This is a genomic window from Bradyrhizobium sp. CCBAU 45321 (assembly GCF_028128975.1).
Lineage (GTDB): Bacteria > Pseudomonadota > Alphaproteobacteria > Rhizobiales > Xanthobacteraceae > Bradyrhizobium > Bradyrhizobium yuanmingense.
In genome coordinates this window covers 25,507-44,810 of sequence record NZ_LFKZ01000124.1, presented here as the reverse complement: position 1 = coordinate 44,810, position 19,304 = coordinate 25,507, and the positions used below count along the sequence as shown (strand labels likewise).

At 62.7% G+C, this 19,304-nt stretch carries 18 protein-coding genes and 2 pseudogenes; 14 read left to right on the top strand and 6 right to left on the bottom strand.

What is annotated here, in order from left to right:
* Window positions 1-892 precede the first annotated feature (892 nt).
* Window positions 893-1,234 carry a 5-carboxymethyl-2-hydroxymuconate Delta-isomerase gene (locus ACM43_RS20375; protein ID WP_028182201.1) on the top strand — a complete coding sequence of 114 codons (342 nt, stop codon included), beginning with the start codon at window positions 893-895 and terminating at the stop codon, window positions 1,232-1,234.
* A gap of 28 nt (window positions 1,235-1,262) precedes the next feature.
* On the opposite strand, the gene ACM43_RS20370 is transcribed toward ACM43_RS20375, so the two are convergent.
* From ACM43_RS20370 to ACM43_RS38975, 3 genes and pseudogenes are all read right to left on the bottom strand, one after another.
* Window positions 1,263-2,057: an IclR family transcriptional regulator domain-containing protein gene (locus tag ACM43_RS20370; RefSeq protein ID WP_036037999.1), complete on the bottom strand. Its 795-nt coding sequence runs from the start codon at window positions 2,055-2,057 to the stop codon at window positions 1,263-1,265.
* A gap of 60 nt (window positions 2,058-2,117) precedes the next feature.
* The gene (locus tag ACM43_RS20365; protein ID WP_442869333.1) at window positions 2,118-2,486 is read right to left on the bottom strand and encodes an FAD-dependent oxidoreductase; all 369 of its coding nucleotides are present in this window, start codon (window positions 2,484-2,486) and stop codon (window positions 2,118-2,120) included.
* Window positions 2,487-2,527: 41 nt separating this feature from the next.
* Window positions 2,528-2,633, bottom strand: a pseudogene (locus tag ACM43_RS38975) (2Fe-2S iron-sulfur cluster-binding protein); the annotation flags it as partial.
* Between the two features lie 275 nt (window positions 2,634-2,908).
* Between ACM43_RS38975 and ACM43_RS20360 the strand changes: the two are divergent.
* From ACM43_RS20360 to ACM43_RS20345, 4 genes and pseudogenes are all read left to right on the top strand, one after another.
* Window positions 2,909-4,591: an amidohydrolase gene (locus ACM43_RS20360; protein ID WP_442869327.1), complete on the top strand. Its 1,683-nt coding sequence runs from the start codon at window positions 2,909-2,911 to the stop codon at window positions 4,589-4,591.
* Window positions 4,592-4,646: 55 nt separating this feature from the next.
* Window positions 4,647-6,005 (top strand): aromatic ring-hydroxylating dioxygenase subunit alpha, encoded by a 1,359-nt coding sequence (locus ACM43_RS20355; RefSeq protein ID WP_157287082.1) that lies wholly within the window; start codon window positions 4,647-4,649, stop codon window positions 6,003-6,005.
* 33 nt (window positions 6,006-6,038) lie between these two features.
* Window positions 6,039-7,481, top strand: coding sequence for a glutamine synthetase family protein (locus tag ACM43_RS20350; protein WP_271542363.1), 1,443 nt, complete (start codon window positions 6,039-6,041; stop codon window positions 7,479-7,481).
* An 82-nt stretch (window positions 7,482-7,563) separates the two neighbouring features.
* Window positions 7,564-7,974: pseudogene (locus ACM43_RS20345) on the top strand (ABC transporter substrate-binding protein); the annotation flags it as partial.
* Window positions 7,975-8,267: 293 nt separating this feature from the next.
* On the opposite strand, the gene ACM43_RS20340 reads toward ACM43_RS20345, so the two are convergent.
* The gene (locus ACM43_RS20340; RefSeq protein ID WP_271542360.1) at window positions 8,268-8,546 is read right to left on the bottom strand and encodes a hypothetical protein; all 279 of its coding nucleotides are present in this window, start codon (window positions 8,544-8,546) and stop codon (window positions 8,268-8,270) included.
* A 343-nt stretch (window positions 8,547-8,889) separates the two neighbouring features.
* On the opposite strand from ACM43_RS20340, the gene ACM43_RS20335 reads away from it, so the two are divergent.
* On the top strand, window positions 8,890-9,288 hold the full coding sequence (locus ACM43_RS20335; RefSeq protein WP_271542358.1) for a hypothetical protein: 399 nt from the start codon (window positions 8,890-8,892) through the stop codon (window positions 9,286-9,288).
* Window positions 9,289-9,358: 70 nt separating this feature from the next.
* Here ACM43_RS20335 and ACM43_RS20330 read toward each other — a convergent pair whose 3' ends face one another.
* Entirely contained in the window at window positions 9,359-10,117 is a 759-nt protein-coding gene (locus ACM43_RS20330) for an SDR family NAD(P)-dependent oxidoreductase (RefSeq protein WP_157287074.1), read from the bottom strand.
* A 161-nt stretch (window positions 10,118-10,278) separates the two neighbouring features.
* On the opposite strand from ACM43_RS20330, the gene ACM43_RS20325 reads away from it, so the two are divergent.
* From ACM43_RS20325 to ACM43_RS20300, 6 genes are read left to right on the top strand one after another with little or no spacing between them, the layout of a single operon-like run.
* A complete protein-coding gene (locus tag ACM43_RS20325; RefSeq protein WP_271542356.1) occupies window positions 10,279-11,544 on the top strand; it encodes an extracellular solute-binding protein in 1,266 nt (421 codons plus the stop codon).
* 2 nt (window positions 11,545-11,546) lie between these two features.
* Entirely contained in the window at window positions 11,547-12,500 is a 954-nt protein-coding gene (locus ACM43_RS20320) for a carbohydrate ABC transporter permease (protein WP_271542354.1), read from the top strand.
* Complete coding sequence (locus ACM43_RS20315; RefSeq protein WP_271542352.1) at window positions 12,493-13,338, top strand: carbohydrate ABC transporter permease; 846 nt, start codon at window positions 12,493-12,495, stop codon at window positions 13,336-13,338. Before ACM43_RS20320 ends, ACM43_RS20315 begins: the two co-directional genes overlap by 8 nt.
* A 22-nt stretch (window positions 13,339-13,360) precedes the next feature.
* Window positions 13,361-14,458: a Gfo/Idh/MocA family protein gene (locus ACM43_RS20310; protein ID WP_271542350.1), complete on the top strand. Its 1,098-nt coding sequence runs from the start codon at window positions 13,361-13,363 to the stop codon at window positions 14,456-14,458.
* Between the two features lie 10 nt (window positions 14,459-14,468).
* Window positions 14,469-15,113: a ThuA domain-containing protein gene (locus ACM43_RS20305; RefSeq protein ID WP_271542349.1), complete on the top strand. Its 645-nt coding sequence runs from the start codon at window positions 14,469-14,471 to the stop codon at window positions 15,111-15,113.
* Window positions 15,110-16,159, top strand: a complete 1,050-nt coding sequence (locus ACM43_RS20300) for a LacI family DNA-binding transcriptional regulator (protein WP_271542347.1) — start codon at window positions 15,110-15,112, stop codon at window positions 16,157-16,159. Before ACM43_RS20305 ends, ACM43_RS20300 begins: the two co-directional genes overlap by 4 nt.
* 2 nt (window positions 16,160-16,161) lie before the next feature.
* On the opposite strand, the gene ACM43_RS20295 is transcribed toward ACM43_RS20300, so the two are convergent.
* The gene (locus ACM43_RS20295; protein WP_271542345.1) at window positions 16,162-17,049 is read right to left on the bottom strand and encodes a VOC family protein; all 888 of its coding nucleotides are present in this window, start codon (window positions 17,047-17,049) and stop codon (window positions 16,162-16,164) included.
* Window positions 17,050-17,323: 274 nt separating this feature from the next.
* On the opposite strand from ACM43_RS20295, the gene groES reads away from it, so the two are divergent.
* Window positions 17,324-17,638, top strand: a complete 315-nt coding sequence (gene groES, locus ACM43_RS20290) for a co-chaperone GroES (protein ID WP_036020204.1) — start codon at window positions 17,324-17,326, stop codon at window positions 17,636-17,638.
* A gap of 36 nt (window positions 17,639-17,674) precedes the next feature.
* Complete coding sequence (groL, locus tag ACM43_RS20285) at window positions 17,675-19,294, top strand: chaperonin GroEL (protein WP_271542341.1); 1,620 nt, start codon at window positions 17,675-17,677, stop codon at window positions 19,292-19,294.
* Window positions 19,295-19,304 lie beyond the last annotated feature (10 nt).

Here is a 19,304-nt window from a genome sequence, read left to right as displayed (position 1 = left end):
ATTGGCCGCCTCTTGCGCAGGAAACGCAAAGCCTCATTGTAGGATATGAGAACAGCGATGTAGGCGTCGCCATTCAGATTCGACGAGATGCCTTAAGCGAAGGATAGGATGAGATGATCGCAGGTTCGGTTGGCGTGGGGAAAGGCGGTAGCCCTCCACTGACTCGAACCCGCGACGTCTTGCTCAGCCGCCGGCACGCTCTTTTGCGGTTGGATGTTTCGCTACAAGCTATGATCTGCAGTGATCGGATTTTGACTTGGTTGGAAAAATTCCCTTGTGAAACCAATGGTAGCAGCGTGTCTCTTAATCAGCTGCTCGATCAGCACGCAAAGTCCTATCACGCGTTGGTCCGCACGACTTCCGGAGCAGATCACCGGATGAGAATGGCTGAGACCTTACAAACTGTCTTGCTCGAAAAACGATAGCGCTTCAGCGAGACGACCCAGGATGCCCTCGCACGTATCGATACTGACGGTGTCCGCTTTCACGCGAGCAGCATGTGGTTGGCTAAGCTCCGAGAGGCGCTTCCTTATTTGGAAATGCCTGCCAAGCAATTGATATTCCTAGAGGCGAATTGGCTCGATTTTTCCAAATGCACCTTGAAATCACTGAATAATCAAGCTGATTTTGATTCCGCCATTCGGAGGTTCGATCCCTCCCGCCCCAGCCAGATCTCCCGCCCCGCCTGAAATCACCCACGAAACCGGCCTGGCTGGGGAGCTGCTGCGCAGCTCTGCGCTGCACAGGGTGTTTCTCGGCAAAGATTCCGCCGACCGGGCCTTCCCCATGCGAACCATGACCCGCCGCGACAAAAGATGGGGACGTTGAGGGGCGAACGGTCTACGACGGTGAGGTCATCTCATGAACGCGACCTAAAAACGAGAACAACGTCATGCCGCACTTGGTGATCGAATATTCGGAAGGGGCGCTCGCTCGCGACGACGTAACAGGCTTGATGGAAGCGCTCTTTGAAGCCGCTTGGCGAACGGGCATCATGAAGGCGGAGGACGTCAAGGTGCGGGCGTGCGTCTACAACGATTTCCTGGTTGCCGGGAAGCGTGACAGCTTCGTGCATCTATCTGTCTATTTGCTCGAAGGTCGATCGCCCGACCAGAAGGTCGAGCTGAGTACGAGCCTTCGACGGACGATGACAGAGCGATGCCCGGATGTGGTCAGCATAAGCGTGGATGTCCGTGACATGGACCCGGTCGCCTACAAGAAACGGCTAAAATGACGGGTGCTCGCCAAAAGGCGGCAGCTTCTCAGACGAGCAGGGGCTGCGCGGCGAGGGACATCTCCTTGAGGAGAGGCAGGAAGCGATCGATCATCTCACCGGTCGTGATGCGATCGACATGAGCGCCGATATTTGCGGCCGCGATGACGGCGCCATCGTAGCGGCGAATTGGCACCGATATCGACCGAAAGCCCTCTTCGGCTTCCTGATCGACAAGGCTATACCCTTTGGTGCGGTCCGCAATGATCGTCGCAATCACTGCCGATTTGTCGACCAGCGTCGACTGGGTTTGAGCCGCCAGCTTCATGCCGTCGACCGTTCTTGTCAGCTCGTCGTTTGCCAATCTGCCAAGCAGAACGCGTCCCACCGACGTGCAGAAAGCCGGCAGCCGATATCCTATGTCCAGTCCGGTCGAAAATACCCGCGCCGGACTCGAGCGGGCGATGAAAACGACCTCTTCGCCATCCAGGATCGCAAGGGAGCAGACCTCCTTGGCCTTGCCGGCGACCTCGTCCATCAGCGGCTGCATCACGGTGCTGATTTGGTTCGACGTCAAATAGGCCGAAGCCAAAAGCAGCACTCTGGGCGTTAGCGAAAACAACCGCTCGTTGCCCGCGACGAATCCGGATTTTACGAGGGTCATCAGAATCCGGCGCACCGTCGCCCGCGGAAGATTCGCGCTCTTGGAGAGGTCGCTGAGGGTCATTGGACGACGATCGATACCGAACGACTGTATCACGCGAAGACCCCGATCCAGGGTCTCGATGAACTCGCTGCCCTCCCGCGCCTTTTCCTCTTCTTCCGTACGCTTCAGCCTCGGCATTCTCTTGGGCGGTCCCTCTCAGTGGCCTCTCGAAAGCGAGAACCATCACAAATCCGCGGACTAGGCGCCAGCCTTGTCTCCGGCTGTCACCAGGGATTTGAGGTCAAAGGAAGGTCTGCGGCTTGCTCCGGTGCAGGGGAGATCGACACCAGCCCGCAAACGCGTATCGAGAAGGAAGTCCTTGGATAGCGGCGGCCTCTGATAGGGCAGCCACTCTTCGTCGCACACGATGGTGATGGGCTGAGAATAGCCGGCGTCACGAGCCGTGAGAGCGGCTTGAACCCCGGCATATGATGCGCCGATGATGACCAGTCCCGTCATGATTGCCTCGCCGGCACATGGACCACCAGCTCGTCGAGAGGGGCGGGCACCTTCAGCTGGCAACTCAGCCGACTGTTCGGCTTTCGCTCCCGAGACGGCGGACAGCAACTCGAGCTCTTCTTCGCTCGGCTGAGGGACAGAGCTTGCTTGTTCTTCATCGACGTAGACGTGACAGGTCGCGCAATCGAGGCAGCCGCCGCATTCGCCGCCGATGCCGTGAATACCGTTGCGGACGGCCGCGAGCATCACGCTCACGTCGCGTCCGACCTCGATGGATTTCCGCTGCCGTCCTGCTGGACAAATCTCACTCGCGGCATCCGACCTCCGTGCCGTTTGTTCGATCTAAGAACATAAGTTCGATAGACGGTTACATCAATTCTGGCGGCCCCTCAATCCCAGCTTGTTTGCCGCCGCTGCGGTTCCATTAGGCAGATCCTGCGGAAACATTTTGCTTGCTTGCGCCTCACACCGGAGTCATTCTGAAGAACATCGAACGATTGTTCGTCTACCGAACTTGCGGGGAGGACGCAATGAAGCTGACGACAGCGATCGTGGGAGTGGTGCTGACATCAAGCGCGGCGTTTGCCCAGCAGGAGGCCAATGCTCCCTCGCTTGCCTTGATCAACGGCAAGATTCTCACCATGGACGGTCAGTCAAAGGTTGCGGAAGCGCTTGCCGTTCGCGACGGACGAATCTTGGCCGTAGGAGACGCGGCGACGATCAAGGCGTTGGCCGGAAATCGCACCCGCACGATCGACTTGCAGGGCAAGACCGTCGTTCCCGGGCTGATCGACACGCACGCGCATTTCAAGGCTGCCGGTCTGTCCGACTACGTCGTCAACATGAGCGGCGCCAAGACTGTTGCGGATGCCCTCGCAAGCATCAAGCAGTTCGTGGCGAAGAAAAAGCCCGGCGAGTGGATCATCGGAAGCGCCTGGCATCCCCCGTCACAGCTCGCGGAAAAGCGTTACCTGACACGCCAGGAAATCGACGGCGTCGCGCCGAACAATCCGGTCTATCTCCGGACCGTTGGCCACTTCTCGATGGCCAATTCGATGGCGCTCGAGAAGGCCGGCGTAACCAAGGCCACGCCAAACCCAAGCGGCGGATCGTTTGAGCGCGACAGTGCCGGTGACCTGACCGGCGTTCTGGTCGAGACGGCGATCGATAAGGTCGAAAAGATCGTTCCGGAGTGGACGGCGGACGACGAGTTCCGCCAATTCAAGCTCGCGGAAGGTGTGCTGAACTCGTTCGGGATCACCAGCGCCGTAGAAGGGGCCACCTCGCCCAGGGACATCGCGGCCCTGCAGCGCGTGGCGCAGGCCGGTGAAGCAACCCTACGGGTCGGTCTCATGTGGCGCCCGGAACCCCCCGCCGAGAACGCGGCCTGGGAGGCCATCATGCGAGGCAACGGCGCCTCCTCGGGCTTTGGCGATGACTGGCTGAAGTTCGCCGGAATCAAGATCCTTTACGATGGCGGCATGACGCTCAAGACGGCGCTCATGCGCGAGGCCTATCCAGACTCGCATGATGGCTACCACGGCATTGCCCAGCAATCGCCGCAACGCCTCAAGGAGCTGGTGTCCATTTGCAATCGCCACAATTGGCGCGTGGGTGTCCATGCCGTCGGCGACAAGGGCATCGACCAAGTCCTTGATGCATTCGAGGCGGCCGACAAGGAGAAATCGATCAAGGATCGGCGTTTCGTCCTGATCCATGGAAGCTTGATAGTGCCCGAGCAAATGGAGCGCGCAAAGCGCCTCGGTGTCAGAGTCGACTTCCAGAACGTGTTCATGTGGGACAAGGCGGCCACCGTCGAGCGCTTCCTGGGTGCGGCGGTCGCCAATCGGGCCGTGCCCACGAAAACTCTCATCGAGAAGGTGGGGCTGAACAGCCTCGGCGCAGGCACCGACTTCCCGGTGAACACGATCAATCCCTTCATCAACATCTACGTCATGGTAACCCGCAAGGATCTCGCCGGACGCGTTTATGGAGCGAACGAAGCCGTCAGCCGCGAGCAGGCGCTGCGCCTCTACACCAGCGCGGCATCGCACTATATGTTCGAAGAGAACGAGAAGGGGACGATCGAGGCCGGAAAACTCGCGGACCTGACCGTGTTGTCGGCAGACCTCATGACGGTCCCCGAGGAGCAGATCAAAGACATCAAAGCCGACCTGACGATCGTCGGCGGCAAGATCGTGTTTCAGCGTTAGTCTGCGTCCGATAGCATGAGGACGCATCTCGAAGCCGAGAGAGGAGATCCAAGTCATGATGAGCCAAGAGCAGAACGACCTCATTACCCGCGTCGGACCGAAGGCGCCTGCGGGAAAGCTGATGCGGATGTATTGGCAGCCTGCTGCGCTCGTCGACGAACTCGCGGAGGGGCGCCCCATCAAGGCCGTCAAGCTTCTCGGCGAGAACTTCGTTCTGTTCAAGGACGAAACGGGGCGCTATGGCCTGCTCGATCGCGACTGCCCGCATCGGGGCGCCGACCTTGCCTTCGGCCGGCTCGAGAACGGTGGCCTGCGCTGCGCCTTCCACGGGTGGCTGTTCGACGCCACGGGACAGTGTCTCGAGACGCCCGCCGAGCCTGCAAACTCCTCGCTCTGCAAAAACATCAAGCAGCGGTCCTACCCCGTCGTGGAGAAGGGTGGAATCCTGTGGGCGTATTTGGGTGAAGGCGAGCCGCCCGCGTTTCCGGAGATCGACTGCTTCGCGGCGCCGGACGAATACACCTTCGCCTTCAAGGGCCTGATCGAATGCAATTGGCTGCAGGCCCTGGAAGTCGGCATTGACCCGGCCCACGCATCGTTCCTTCACCGGTTCTTCGAGGATGAGGATACATCGGCGGCCTATGGCAAGCAGTTTCGCGGTGCGTCGGCCGACTCGGAAATGCCCATGACGAAGGTCCTGCGCGAGTACGACCGGCCGATCATCAACGTCGAGCACACCGAATACGGCCTGCGGCTCATCGCCTTGCGAGAAATCGACGAGCAGCGCACCCACGTTCGCGTCACCAACCAGCTATTCCCGCATGCGTTCGTCATTCCGATGAGCACGGAGATGACGATTACCCAGTGGCATGTGCCCGTCGACGACGTGAATTGCTATTGGTATGCGATTTTCACCAGCTACGCCGCGCCCGTCGACAAGGCAAAAATGCGCGCGCAGCGCCTCGAGCTTTACGAGTTGCCGGAATACCGCTCGCGGAAGAACAAGTCGAACGACTACGGCTTCGACCCGCACGAGCAGGCGACCGAGACTTACACCGGCATGGGCGCGGACATCAACGTCCACGATCAGTGGGCCGTCGAGTCGATGGGCGCTATTCAGGACCGGACGCGTGAACATCTCGGCCAATCCGACAAGGCGATCATTCAGTACCGCCGGCTGCTTCGCCAGGAGATCGAGAAGGTGGCTTCCGGGGGCAAGCCGCTGTTGTTCCTCGACGCTGCCAGCGCGCGCAGCATCCAGGGGCCAGCCACAATGGATGGCATCGGTCCGACGAAGGGCTGGGAAACCTACTGGATGGAAGTGGACGTCAAGCGTCGTCGGGGCGCTCCCTGGGCCGCGCCGGTGCCCGCCGAGCTCGCCAAGAAGGTGCCTCACCTGACCGCCGCCGAATAAGCCAGGCCGCCCAGCTCAGCAAAGGAGATGTCGTTGAGTTTCGTCGAAAAGCACGGTCTCTGGTCGGCCGAACAGAAGGAGGCTGCCATCCGCATGCGGCGGATGGCGGAGGAGCAGGAGTTGCATACGATCCGGCTCTCCTTTCCGGACCAGCACGGCATCTTGCGCGGCAAGGCGCTGGTCGCTTCCGAGGCGCTCTCGTCGATCGAGAGCGGCTGCTCGATAACGACGACATTGCTCGCGAAAGATACCTCTCACCGCACGGTGTTTCCCGTATTCACCGCCGGCGGCGGGTTCGGGATGCACGAGATGCAGGGGGGAGGCGACATCTTGATGGTCGCTGATCCCACCACCTTCAAGGTTCTCCCCTGGGCATCAAAAACCGGGTGGGTGCTTTGCGACCTCTACTTCTCCGATGGACGACCCGTGCCCTTCGCCTCCAGGGGCCTGTACCAATCCGTGCTGGGGCAGCTCAAAGACCGGGGCTATGATTTCAAAGCGGGCCTCGAGGTCGAATGCCACATCTTCAGAGTCGAGAATCCCCGCCTGGCGCCTTGGGACGCCGGCAGTCCCGGCCAACCGGGCGAGCCTCCGGAGGTCAGCCTGCTTTCGCAGGGCTATCAGTACCTGACGGAGCAACGTTACGACCAGATGGAGCCTGCGCTCGAGCTGATCAGGCAAAACATCGTGGCGCTGGGCTTGCCGCTTCGGTCGATCGAGTTGGAATACGGGCCGAGCCAGTGCGAGTTCGTGTTCCAGCCCACCGTCGGCATTGAGCCGGCGGACACCATGGTGCTGTTTCGTACGGCAGTGAAGCAGATCTGCAACCGCCACGGCTATCACGCGACCTTCATGTGCCGGCCGCGGATACCGAACGTGATGTCATCGGGGTGGCACCTTCACCAATCGCTGGTCTCCCGAACAGAGGGCGTCAACGCGTTCATGACGAGCGAACCGGCCGGCCTGTCGAACCTTGGCAAGCACTATATGGCCGGGCTGCTGGAGCATGCCAGGGCATCCGCGGTCTTCTCGACGCCGACGATCAATGGCTACAAGCGCTACCGTTCCTATTCGCTGGCTCCGGATCGGGCGATCTGGGGACGCGACAACAGGGGCGTCATGATCCGCGTGCTAGGCGGTCCCGACGATAAAGCCACCCGGCTCGAAAACAGGATCGGCGAGCCGGCCGCAAACCCCTATCTTTACATGGCGTCGCAGATTCTGGCCGGCCTCAACGGCATTGATCGCCAGCTCGATCCCGGTCCGTCGGCGGACACGCCATACGAGACCAAGGCGAACCTCCTGCCGACCTCCTTGCGCGAGGCGGTGTTCGCGTTGCGCGATGACCCCTTCTTCCGCGAGGCTCTCGGAGAGAAATTCGTCGACTACTACGTTTTCATCAAGAACGCGGAAATCGAGCGCTTCCAATCGACGGTCACCGAGTGGGAGCAGCGAGAATATTTCGAAATGTTTTGAAACGGCATCACCGAAGCGGGAGAAGAGAGATATGAGCTTGAGGTTTGGACTTGTTGGTGCCGTCGCGATTGCCACTGCCTGGATGTCGCCGGCGCAGTGCGACACGATCAAGGTGGGGATCATCGGCACCATGTCCGGTCCGTATGCCTTGTTCGGCCAGAACTTCAAGTACGGCATTGACGCCTGGGTGGCCAAGCATGGATCGAAAGTCGGCGATCATCAGATCGAGTTTGTCTATCGCGACGAAGAATCGCCGAACCCCGCCAAGTCGAAATCATTGGCTCAGGAGTTGATCGTCAAGGAGAAGGTTCAGTACATCGCGGGACTGTACTTCACTCCGGACGCCCTGGCCGTCGCTCCACTTCTCGAGGAAGCGAAGGTGCCGATGATCGTCATGAACGCCGCGACGTCCGCGATCGTCGAGAAGAGCCCCTACATCGTGCGGACGTCCTTTACGATGTGGCAGAATACGGTCCCCGCGGCAAAGATCAGTTCAGCCTTCCAAGCAGTCTTCGGATGATCTTGCGCAGGTTTTCGGCGTACTCATCGACGACCTGACGCCTCTCGGCCGATGGCGGCAGCTGACGGTCGTCGTCCCCGTCCGGCGACGGAGGATCCGTCTTGGATCTCCCGCGCATGATCGAGGCGATCGGCTTTGTCACTTTCACGGGAAGTCTGACCTCTGATGCACGACGCGTGTCGTTCAGGCTAGGTGCCAGTTCCATCTGCCGCCTTCACACACGTTAAGTCACCGGAGCGGGTCGTCTGCATTGGCTTCGGGGCGCGCTAGGGGCACGAGGCGGTCGGATCGCACTTCGGGCAGCGGCCGTCGGCGGCTGCGCCGAGCTGACGGCCGAGCTCGGCCCTGAGAGCCTCCTTGTCCCATTCGGCGCCGTCGCATCTGACGATTCGCTTGGCGCGCTCGAAGGCGTGACTCTCGGCGGCGTCATCGCCGATTCGGACGATCACGTCCCGATGGAACGGGCAGGCCGTCGTCGCGCGGGTCGTCTCCAGGGCATAGCGCACGACCTCGGTGAGATCGTCGGTGTCAATGTCGGCAAGCATGTCCGTTTCTCCTGATCGGCGTCCTCCCTTGTCCAGACCATGCACTGCCTTCGACGAAAACCGGCCTCGGGCTCGATGGGAGCGCCGAGGCCGATTGTTCGCGTGGCTCTTCCATCCAGGGTCTGAACTCGTCCAGCAAACCCGCGCTGCCGATCTTCGTTCCATCGAACTCTTCGGCGGAGCCGCTCTCCGGCCTGCTCCATGTTCGCGGTCTTCTGCACTCTCCGTGAAAGCGGCGCCGGGAAGGTCTCGAAATCCAAACGTCGCTCGCTCCGGCAAAGGGGACCTCGAAAAAGCGTTCCCGATGCCGACACAAGACTATCGTCGGCGTCGCAAACATGACTTGATCCAGCTCAAAGGAGGCGGCGGTATTCGACCGAACGCTTCTCGATCGGCAACCCGTTACAAGCGCTGCGCGATGTCTTCACCGCTGCCCACGTCAATCCGTTCAGGACATCTGCGTAAGTATCGGCCCGCAATTTCCAGGTCGCCGCGCCGGGCCCATATCTACAGCATGGAGCGCAACGTCATCTTCAAATGCCCCCGCACGGGCATGAACGTGCAGCACTGGATTCCCGGCACAGCCTCCGACGCCGCGGACACGCACGTCCCGGTCCGGTGTCCCGCTTGCGCCTCGCTGCACTTCGTGGGTGTCGCCAGCGGCAAGACCTTGAGCGAGGGCATCGGTCGGCCTCGCGCGATCACCGCACCAGCCGGTCTCGGCGACCGGCTCGATCCATAGCGTCCTTGACCCCGTGAGCTCCGCCGGGCCGCGTCCGGATCGGATCTTCCAACTGGATCCTCAAGGCATCTCAGACCCAGCCGCCATCGACGATATAGTGCTGGGCGGTGCAGGCGGAGGCCTCGTCGGAGGCGAGGAAGACTGTGAACTTTGCAACCTCGTCCGGCATGAGCCGACGCTTCAGGCATTGCCGCTGCTGCAGCTCGATCTCGCCGGCCGGCGTCATCCATTTCTCGAGCTGCCGCTCGGTCATGATCCAGCCTGGCGCGATCGCATTGACGCGGATGTTGTAGGGGCCGTAATCGCGCGCCAGCGAGCGCGTCAACCCGATCACGCCCGACTTGCTGGCGGTGTAGGCGGCCATGCCGCCTTGTCCTGCGATCCACGATACCGAGCCGAAATTGACGATGGCGCCGGCATTGGCCGCCTTCATGTCCGGCAACACGGCCTGCGATGCGAAGAACTGGTGCTTCAGGTTCACCGCGATGCGGTCGTCCCAATAGTCCGGCGTCATCTCCTCGGTGTTGTGCCGCTCGTCATGCGCGGCGTTGTTGATCAGGATGTTGATTGGGCCATGAGCCTTGCGTGCCTCGGCGACGCCGGCACGCAGCGCGGGTATGTCGGTGAGATCGACGTGCTGAAAATGCGCAGCCAGTCCCTGCTCGGACAGCTCGCGCGCCAGGCGCTGTCCCTCGTCGATCTTGATGTCGAAGAACACGACCTTGGATTTCTGCTCCGCAAAGCGCCGCACGATCGCAGCGCCGATTCCGGCTGCGCCGCCGGTGACGAGCACGACCTTGCCGGCGAGGTCGGAATAGATCGCAGCCATGGGCACCTCGTTTGTTGCGGCCGGCGCGGCAGGCCGCGTCGACTCTTTCGCAAACCATAGCCATTCCATTGGTGAGGTGCATAGATCAGAAATTGTGTTGCGCACCTCAAAAATTGAGGGCAGGATTGCGTCAAAGAATAAAAGACGGTCGGGAGGATGTGATGAGATTGCTCGGGAAACTGGGACTCGCCGCTGCCGCATGCCTGCTTTGGGCCAGTTCCGCGTCAGCCGACACCACGGTCAAATGGCTGCACATCGAGGTCAACCCGGCCCAGGTGAAGATCTGGGAGGAGGTCGCACGCAGCTATGAGGCGTCGCACCCCGGTGTGAAGGTCGAGATGCAGTTCCTCGAGAACGAGGCCTACAAGGCCAAGCTGCCGACCATCCTGCAATCCAAGGACCGGCCGCACATCATCTATAGCTGGGCCGGCGGGGTCCTGAAGACCCAGATCGAGGCCGGCGTGCTGCAAGACATCACCGATTCCGTGAAGAGCGGCGGCTACAGCGACACGATCGCGCCGGCAGCGCTCGCGGCTTTCACCAGCAACGGCAAGGTCTATGGCCTGCCGACCGCGCTCTCGCAGGTCGGCTTCCTCTACAACAAGGATTTGATGGCCAAGGGGAATGTCGACGCGACCAAGATCAAGACATGGGACGATCTGCTCGGCGCAGTGAAAGCGCTGAGGGCCGCGGGCGTGACGCCGATCGTGGTTGGCGGTGCCGACAAATGGCCGCTGCATTTTTACTGGACGCATCTCGCAGTGCGCATCGGCGGCAAGCCGGCCTTCGATGCCGCACTGAAGGGTGAGAATGGCGGGTTTGCCGGCGAGACCTTTCAGAAATCCGGCGAGTTGTTCAAGCAGCTCGTCGATCTCCAGCCCTTCCAGAACGGCTTCCTCGGGTTCAAGAATCCGCAGGCCGTCGGCTATTTCGGCGACGGCAAGGCTGCGATGATCCTGGCCATCTCGTCCTTCTATCACACCCAGCGCGCGCTTGCCGCCGACAAGGTCGGTCTCAGCGACGACAAGCTTGGCTGGTTCGATTTTCCGGTCGTACCCGGCGGTAAGGGCGAGCCGTCAGACACGCTCGGCGGCATCACCGGCTGGTTGATCACCAAGGGGGCGCCCAAGGAAGCTACCGACTTCCTCAAGTTCTTCATCTCCAAGGACGTGCAGGCGCGGCTTGCAGCCGGCAACTTCATCGTTCCCGTCGTCAAGGGCGGCGAGGCCGGTCTCAACAGCGCCTTCATGAAGCAGATCGCGGCCAATCTGGCGAAGTCCAACTATCACCAGAACTTCTATGACCAGAGCCTCGGCCCGTCGGTCGGTCGCGTCGTCAACGACGTCACCGCGGAGATCGCCGGCGGCAGCATGAGCCCGCAGAACGCTGCGAAAGCCATCGAAGCGGCGTACAAGCAAGGTAACTGACGGTGGCGCGACGGATCGCGATCACCTCGCCGATCGGCGTTGCCGGTGAGGCGGCCCCCCAAGTCGGGATTCGTGGCGCGGTTCGTGGCCCTGGCTGGGATGGACGCTTCACCGTCCTGATCCTGTTCCTGCCGCCCGCGCTGCTGCTGTTCACGCTGTTCGTGGTGCTGCCGATCGGCGAGGCCGCCTGGTACTCGGGCTTCAACTGGAACGGTTTCGGCAGGCCGACGAACTGGATCGGCTTCGACAATTACCGCTTCGTGCTGGAGACGCGGGCCTTCTGGCTCGCGCTGCGCAACAACGGGCTGATCATCGCCGTTTCGCTCGCCATCCAGCTGCCGCTTGCGCTGACGCTCGCCCTCATGCTGGCCGAACGCTTTCGCGGCGCCGTGGCGCTGCGCATGCTGTTCTTCATGCCCTATATCCTCGCCGAGATTGCGACTGGCCTGATCTTCAGCTTCGTCTATGACGGCGACTACGGCCTCGTCGCTTCGATCTGGCGCACCTTCGGCGCCGAGCCTCCGCATTTGCTGGCCTCGACCGACACGGCGATGCTGGCGGTGCTGATCGTGGTGGTCTGGAAATATTTCGGCTTCCACATGATGCTGTTCATCGCCGCGCTCCAAAGCCTCGACAAGAACCTGGTCGAGGCCGCCCGCATCGACGGCGCGACGCGGACGCAGACGCTGCGCCACGTCGTGATCCCCTTGCTCTATCCGACGATCCGCCTGTCGGTGTTCTTCGCCATCATCGGATCCCTGCAGCTGTTCGATCTCGTCATGCCGCTGACGCGCGGCGGACCGGCCGATTCCTCGAATACGTTGGTGAGCTTTCTCTACAACAACGGCATCTCGCGCATGCGGGTCGGCTATGGCAGCGCCATCGGCGTCATCCTGTTCGCGATCTGCGTGACCTTTGCCTTCACCTACAAGCGATGGTTCATGCGCGATGAATAGTGCCGGGGCCAGGAACGCGTTCGATCCCGCAGCGCTGTTCAAGGCGCTGTTCCTCGGCCTGGTCGCGATCTTCGTCCTGGTGCCGCTGCTCGCGACCCTGCTCGGTGGCTTCAAGTCGCTCGGGGAGCTCCGTGTCAATCCGTTCGGCCTGCCCGCACAATGGGAGTGGCAGAACTACGCCGACATCCTGTTCTCGGCGCGCTACTGGCAGCTGCTGCGCAACTCGCTTGTTATCTCGACGCTGGCGGTGACGCTGACCCTGATCACGGCTTCGATGGCCGCGTTCACCTTCGCCCATGTCAGGTTCTTCGGCTCATCGATGCTGCTCAGCTATCTAACGCTGGGCCTGCTGTTTCCCGCCGCGACCGCCGTGCTGCCTCTGTTCATCAAGGTACGCGATCTCGGCCTGCTCGATACCTATTTCGGCGTCGCGCTGCCGCAGGTGGCGTTCAGCCTCGCCATGAGCGTGCTGCTGCTACGTCGCTTCTTCAAGGACATTCCATACGAGCTGCTCGAGGCCGCGCTGGTCGACGGCTGCAGCTACATCAAGTTCTTCCGCTATGTGACGTTGCCCTTGTCGCGTCCGATCCTGGCGACCGTCGGCACCATCACCTTCGTCAACAGCTGGAACGCCTACCTGCTGCCGCTGGTGATGCTGAACACCGATGCGCTGTATCCCTGGCCGCTCGGCATCATGGTCTACCAGGGCGAATACTCGTCCGAATGGCACCTGATCCTGGCCTTCATCACACTCACCATCCTGCCCACGATCATTCTGTTCCTGCTGGCCCAGAAGCACATCGTGGCCGGCCTCACCGCAGGCGCGGTCAAGGGATGAGCCGTATCCTGAGGAGATAAACATGAGAAAAGTCGGCATCGGAATCATCGGCTGCGGGGTGATCAGCACCGCCTATCTCAAGGCGGCCCAGCGCTTTCCGGTCATGGAGGTCAGGGCGCTCGCCGACATGCGCAGCGAGATTGCGGAGCGCCAGGGCGCGGCCTTCGGTTTGCCGGGAATGCGGGTCGACCAATTGTTGAAGCGTGACGATGTCGAAATCGTCGTCAATCTCACGGTGCCGCTCGCCCACACCGATGTCAGCCTGGCGGTACTGAACGCCGGCAAGCACGTTCACTCGGAGAAGCCGCTCGGCATCAATGTCGCTGAGGCGCGCAAGGTCATGGAGCTCGCCGCGCAGAAGAACCTGCGCGTCGGCTGCGCGCCCGACACGTTCCTTGGCGGCGGCCATCAGACCGCGCGCAAGCTGATCGACGACGGCGCGATCGGCACGCCCGTCGCGGGCAGCGCCTTCTTCGGCTGCCCCGGTCACGAGCGCTGGCATCCGGCGCCCGGCTTCTACTATCTGCGCGGCGGCGGGCCGATGCTCGACATGGGGCCGTATTACATCACCGATCTCGTGCAATTGCTCGGTCCGGTCGCCAGCGTGATGGGCTCGACCGCGCGCCCCAAAACCGAGCGCCTCGTCACCAGCCAGCCGATGAACGGCGCGCTGATTCCGGTCGAGGTCCCGACCCATGTCGCGGGGACGCTGGAGTTCGAGAGCGGCGCGGTCGTGTCGATCACGATGAGCTTCGACGTGCCGAAACATCGGCATGCGCCGATCGAGATCTACGGCGACAAGGGCAGCATGCTGGTGCCTGACCCAAATCGCTTCGGCGGCGAGGTGCAGGTGGCCACGACCGGCGGCGAATGGGAAGCGATGCCGCTGACGCACGGTCACGTCGAGGGCGAGTTCCGCTCGATCGGCGTCGCCGACATGGCTGGCGCGATCCTGAACGACCGGCCGCATCGCGCCAGCGGCGCGCTCGCCCTCCACGTGCTGGAGGTGATGGAGGCGTTCCAGACCTCCGCCGACGAGGGCCGCCGCGTCAGGATCGAGAGCCGCGTCGAGCGGCCGGCTATGCTGCCGGCGGGACGCGAAACCGGACAGATCGATTGAGGGAATGACCATGCGCAAGGCAATGATTGTATGGGGTGGCTGGCCGGGACACGATCCCGATCTCTGCGCGTCGATGATCCGTGGCTGGCTGAAGGCGGAAGGCTTCGAGGTGCGGATCGAAACCACGACGGCAGCCTTTGCCGATCCCGCGATCCACGATCTGTCGCTGATCATACCAATCTACACGATGTCCAAGATCGAGAAGGCGGAAGCGCTCAACCTCTGCGATGCGGTGCGCAGCGGCGTCGGGCTTGCCGGCCATCATGGCGGCATGTGCGATGCTTTCCGCGAATCGGTCGATTACCAATTCCTGTGCGGCGGGCAGTGGGTCGCCCATCCCGGCAACATCATCGACTACAAGGTCGACTTGACGAAGCCGGACGATCCGATCATGACGGGTCTGAAGAGCTTCGAGCATCGGTCCGAGCAATATTACATGCATGTCGATCCCGCCATCGAGGTCCTGGCAACGACGACCTTCACCGGGGAGCACGCGCCCTGGATCGACGGCGTGGTGATGCCCGTGGTGTGGAAGAAGCGCTATGGCGCGGGGAGGGTGTTCTATTCCTCGCTGGGCCACCGCGCCTACGAGCTCGACGTGCCGGAGATCCGGACGCTGATGACCCGCGGCATGCTGTGGGCCGCGCGCGAATGACTGAAGGCGCGACCCAGCCGGTGCTTCGGGCCACGCTCGAGGACGTCGCGCGCGCGGCGGGCGTTTCGCTCGCCACCGTCGATCGCGTCGTCAACCGGCGCGAGGGTGTCCGCGCCAAGACCGTCGCGCGCGTCGAGGCCGCCGTGGCAAAGCTCGGCTATCGCGCCGATCTTGCCGCGGCGCGGCTCGCCCGCGGGCAGACCTTCCGCTTCGCCTTCGTGCTGCCGATCGGCAGCAACAGCTTCATGACCAATCTCAGCGAGCAGGTCGCGCGCACCGCGGACTGGCTCGCCGGCCATCGGGGCTTCATCGACATCCACCATGTCGACGTGTTCGACCCCGATGTCCTTGCCGGTGCGCTGGAGAACCTCTCGTCGGCCTATCAGGGCGTCGCCGTCATCGCGCTCGATCATCCCCGGGTTCGCGCCGCGATCGACGAGCTCGTCGCGCGCGGGGTTGCGGTGGTCACCCTGGTATCGGATGCGCCGAGCTCGTCCCGGGTGCATTATGTCGGGATCGACAATCCGGCCGCGGGCCGCACCGCCGCCACGCTGATGGGGCGCTTCCTCGCCGGGCGCGAGGGCACCGTCGCCGTGATTGCGGGATCGTTGTCGCTGCGCGACCACACCGAACGGCAGTTCGGCTTCCACCAGATCCTGTCGAGCGAGTATGCGAACCTGTCTGCACTGCCCGTCATCGAGGGGCGCGACGACAGCGACCGCACGCGGGACCTTACGGCCGCGCTGCTCGCGCGCCACGCCGACCTCCGCGGCATCTATTGCTGCGGCGCCGGAAACCGCGGCATCGCCGATGCGCTCGAGGCCTCGGGCCGCGCGCGCGAGGTGGTCTGGATCACCCATGAGCTGACCGAGCACACCAGACGGTTCCTGGTGCGCGGCACGCTCGATGCCGTCATCAACCAGGATGCCGGCCATGAGGCGCGGTCTGCGGCGCGAGTCCTGCTCGCGCATTGTTCGGGCGAGCCGATCAGCCCCGACCAGGAGCGCATCCGCATCGACATCTTTTTGCGGGACAATCTGCCGTAGAATTATCCCTCGTACTGATCCGGCCCCATCGCCCACGACGACTCGTCGTGGCCGAAGGCATAATTGCGGTTGTTGAGCGCCGGATTGCGGTTGACCATCGGCCGCATGAACATCGGATGGGTCGCCGAGCGCACCTCGTGCTCGACCGTGAACAGCTTCTTGCCGCTGTCGAGATCGACGATGTCGCAGAACCGGTACTGGTATTGATTGTCCTCGCGCGAGATCAGCTTGCGCGCAAGCAGCTTGCGGTAGGGGCCAGAGAAGTCCGTGATGTACATCTGCACGTGGTGGCCGTCATAATCGGCTTGCGGCCGGTCGGTCTCGCGAAACAACAGATGCTGGTTGCGGCCCGTTTTCACGGCGGCCACAGTGCCATCGCCGTTCCGCAAGCTCGCGGGCATGCCCATGACTTCAGGGTAGAAGGCGCAGATGCCGGCCGCCGTTCCCATCGGCACCTCGAACTCGACATAGGGAATGCCGAGCGCGATCCGGCCGAACCGCGCGGCGTCGGGCTCAAAGCAGCGCACGCGGTTACCCCAGGGGCAAACCGCCTCGACATGGTCGTTGTGCTCGGTGAATGCGAACGCCGTGCCCTCGAGTTTCTTCGCGACCGATGCAAGTCGCGCCAGCAGCGCCTCGCGGCCTTCGATGACGAGGCCGATGTGTCCGCGCAGCACCTGCGGCCGGCCGCTCGGCAGATGAAACTGGCTCCGCCCGGCGTTGATCCACATGTTGGTGTCGGAGACCATCAGGTAGGGATCGCGGGTGAGCCCGAGCCCGGCGACGTAGAACAGCGTGGCGAGGCGCTGGTCCGGGACCTGGATATTGACGTGCTCGAAATGGATGGCGTTGCCGAGATCTTCTGCGGACCGGTCGAATTGCTGCGGCATGGGTGTGCACTTCTCGCTGGGGACGAACCGGTGCATCTTAAAGCATAGTTTCCGGCCGTCGAATTTTTCCGCCGGGCACGTCCTGCCGGCGCGGACGACATGCCGATTGCCGTCTCGCCAGCCGCCGCTGCTTCCGCGGAGGCGCCCTGCGACAATTTTTGCTCTGCTGTGACCCTTGAACGGAATTCGACCCGTTCCTAGGTCGTTTGCCGCCCGGGGGCCGGTTCCGGACCCGGATTTTGGACATCGCTGAACCTACCCAAGGAGGATGTGCATGCATTTCCGCCCGTTGCACGACCGTGTGCTCGTGCGCCGCATCGATGCCGAGGAGAAGACCGCCGGCGGCATCATCATTCCCGACACCGCCAAGGAGAAGCCGCAGCAGGGCGAGGTCATCGCCGTGGGACCGGGCGGGCGAAACGAGCAGGGCCAGCTCGTGCCGCTCGACGTCAAGGTCGGCGACCGGGTGCTGTTCGGCAAGTGGTCGGGCACCGAGGTCAAGATCGACGGCGAGGAGCTGTTGATCATGAAGGAAAGCGATCTTCTCGGCGTGGCCGAGCAGGCCGGCACGCTGAAGAAGGCGGCGTAACGCTGACAGTCATCGAACGGAAAGGAGTTTAGCAACATGGCTGCCAAGGACGTGAAGTTCGCGACCGAGGCCCGCGAGCGCATGCTGCGGGGTGTCGACACACTGGCGAATGCGGTGAAGGTCACGCTCGGTCCGAAGGGACGCAACGTCGTCATCGAGAAATCGTTCGGCGCTCCCCGCATCACCAAGGACGGCGTCACCGTCGCCAAGGAGATCGAGCTGGAGGACAAGTTCGAGAACATGGGCGCCCAGATGGTGCGCGAGGTCGCCTCGAAGACCAATGATCTCGCCGGCGACGGCACCACCACGGCGACGGTGCTGGCGCAGGCCATCGTCAAGGAAGGCGCCAAGTCGGTCGCTGCCGGCATGAATCCGATGGACCTCAAACGCGGCATCGACCTTGCCGTGGACGCGATCGTCGCCGACCTCAAGTCGCACGCCAAGAAGATCACCTCCAACGACGAGATCGCCCAGGTCGGCACCATCTCGGCCAACGGCGACACCGAGATCGGCCGTTTCCTTGCGGATGCGATGCAGAAGGTCGGCAACGAGGGCGTGATCACTGTCGAGGAAGCGAAGAGCCTGCACACCGAGCTCGAAGTGGTCGAGGGCATGCAGTTCGACCGCGGCTACATCTCGCCCTATTTCGTCACCAACGCCGAGAAGATGAAGGCCGAGCTCGAAGATCCCTATGTGCTGATCCACGAGAAGAAGCTGTCGGGCCTGCAGACCGTGCTGCCGCTGCTGGAGCAGGTCGTGCAATCCGGCAAGCCGCTCCTGATCATCGCGGAGGAGGTCGAGGGTGAGGCGCTGGCGACGCTGGTCGTCAACCGCCTGCGCGGCGGCCTGAAGGTGGCAGCCGTCAAGGCGCCGGGCTTCGGCGACCGCCGCAAGGCGATGCTGGAGGATATCGCGATCCTCACCGGCGGCACCGTGATCTCCGAAGATCTCGGCATCAAGCTCGAGAACGTCACCGTGAAGATGCTGGGCCGTGCCAAGAAAGTGGTGATCGAGAAGGAGAACACGACGATCGTCGACGGCGCCGGCGCCAAGAAGGACATCGAGGCGCGCAGCCAGCAGATCAGGGCGCAGATCGAGGAAACCACCTCGGACTACGACCGCGAGAAACTGCAGGAGCGCCTCGCCAAGCTCGCCGGCGGCGTCGCGGTGATCCGGGTTGGCGGCGCGACCGAGGTCGAGGTCAAGGAGCGCAAGGATCGCGTCGACGACGCTCTGCATGCGACCCGGGCCGCGGTCGAGGAAGGCATCCTGCCGGGCGGCGGCGTGGCACTGCTGCGCGCGCTCAAGGCGCTCGACGGCGTCAAGACCGCCAATGCCGACCAGAAGGCGGGCGTGGACATCGTGCGCCGCGCCATCCAGGTCCCGGCGCGGCAGATCGTGCAGAATGCGGGTGAGGACGGCTCCGTCGTGGTCGGCAAGCTGCTCGAGAACCAGACCTACACCTGGGGCTTCAATGCCGCGACTGGCGAGTACCAGGATCTGGTGCAGGCCGGCGTGATCGATCCTGCCAAGGTCGTCCGCACCGCCTTGCAGGATGCGGCCTCGGTGGCCTCGCTGCTCATCACGACCGAAGCGCTGGTGGCCGAGAAGCCGAAGAAGACGGAAGCGCCGAGCGCTCCCGCGATGGACTTCTAAGGACGGGCGA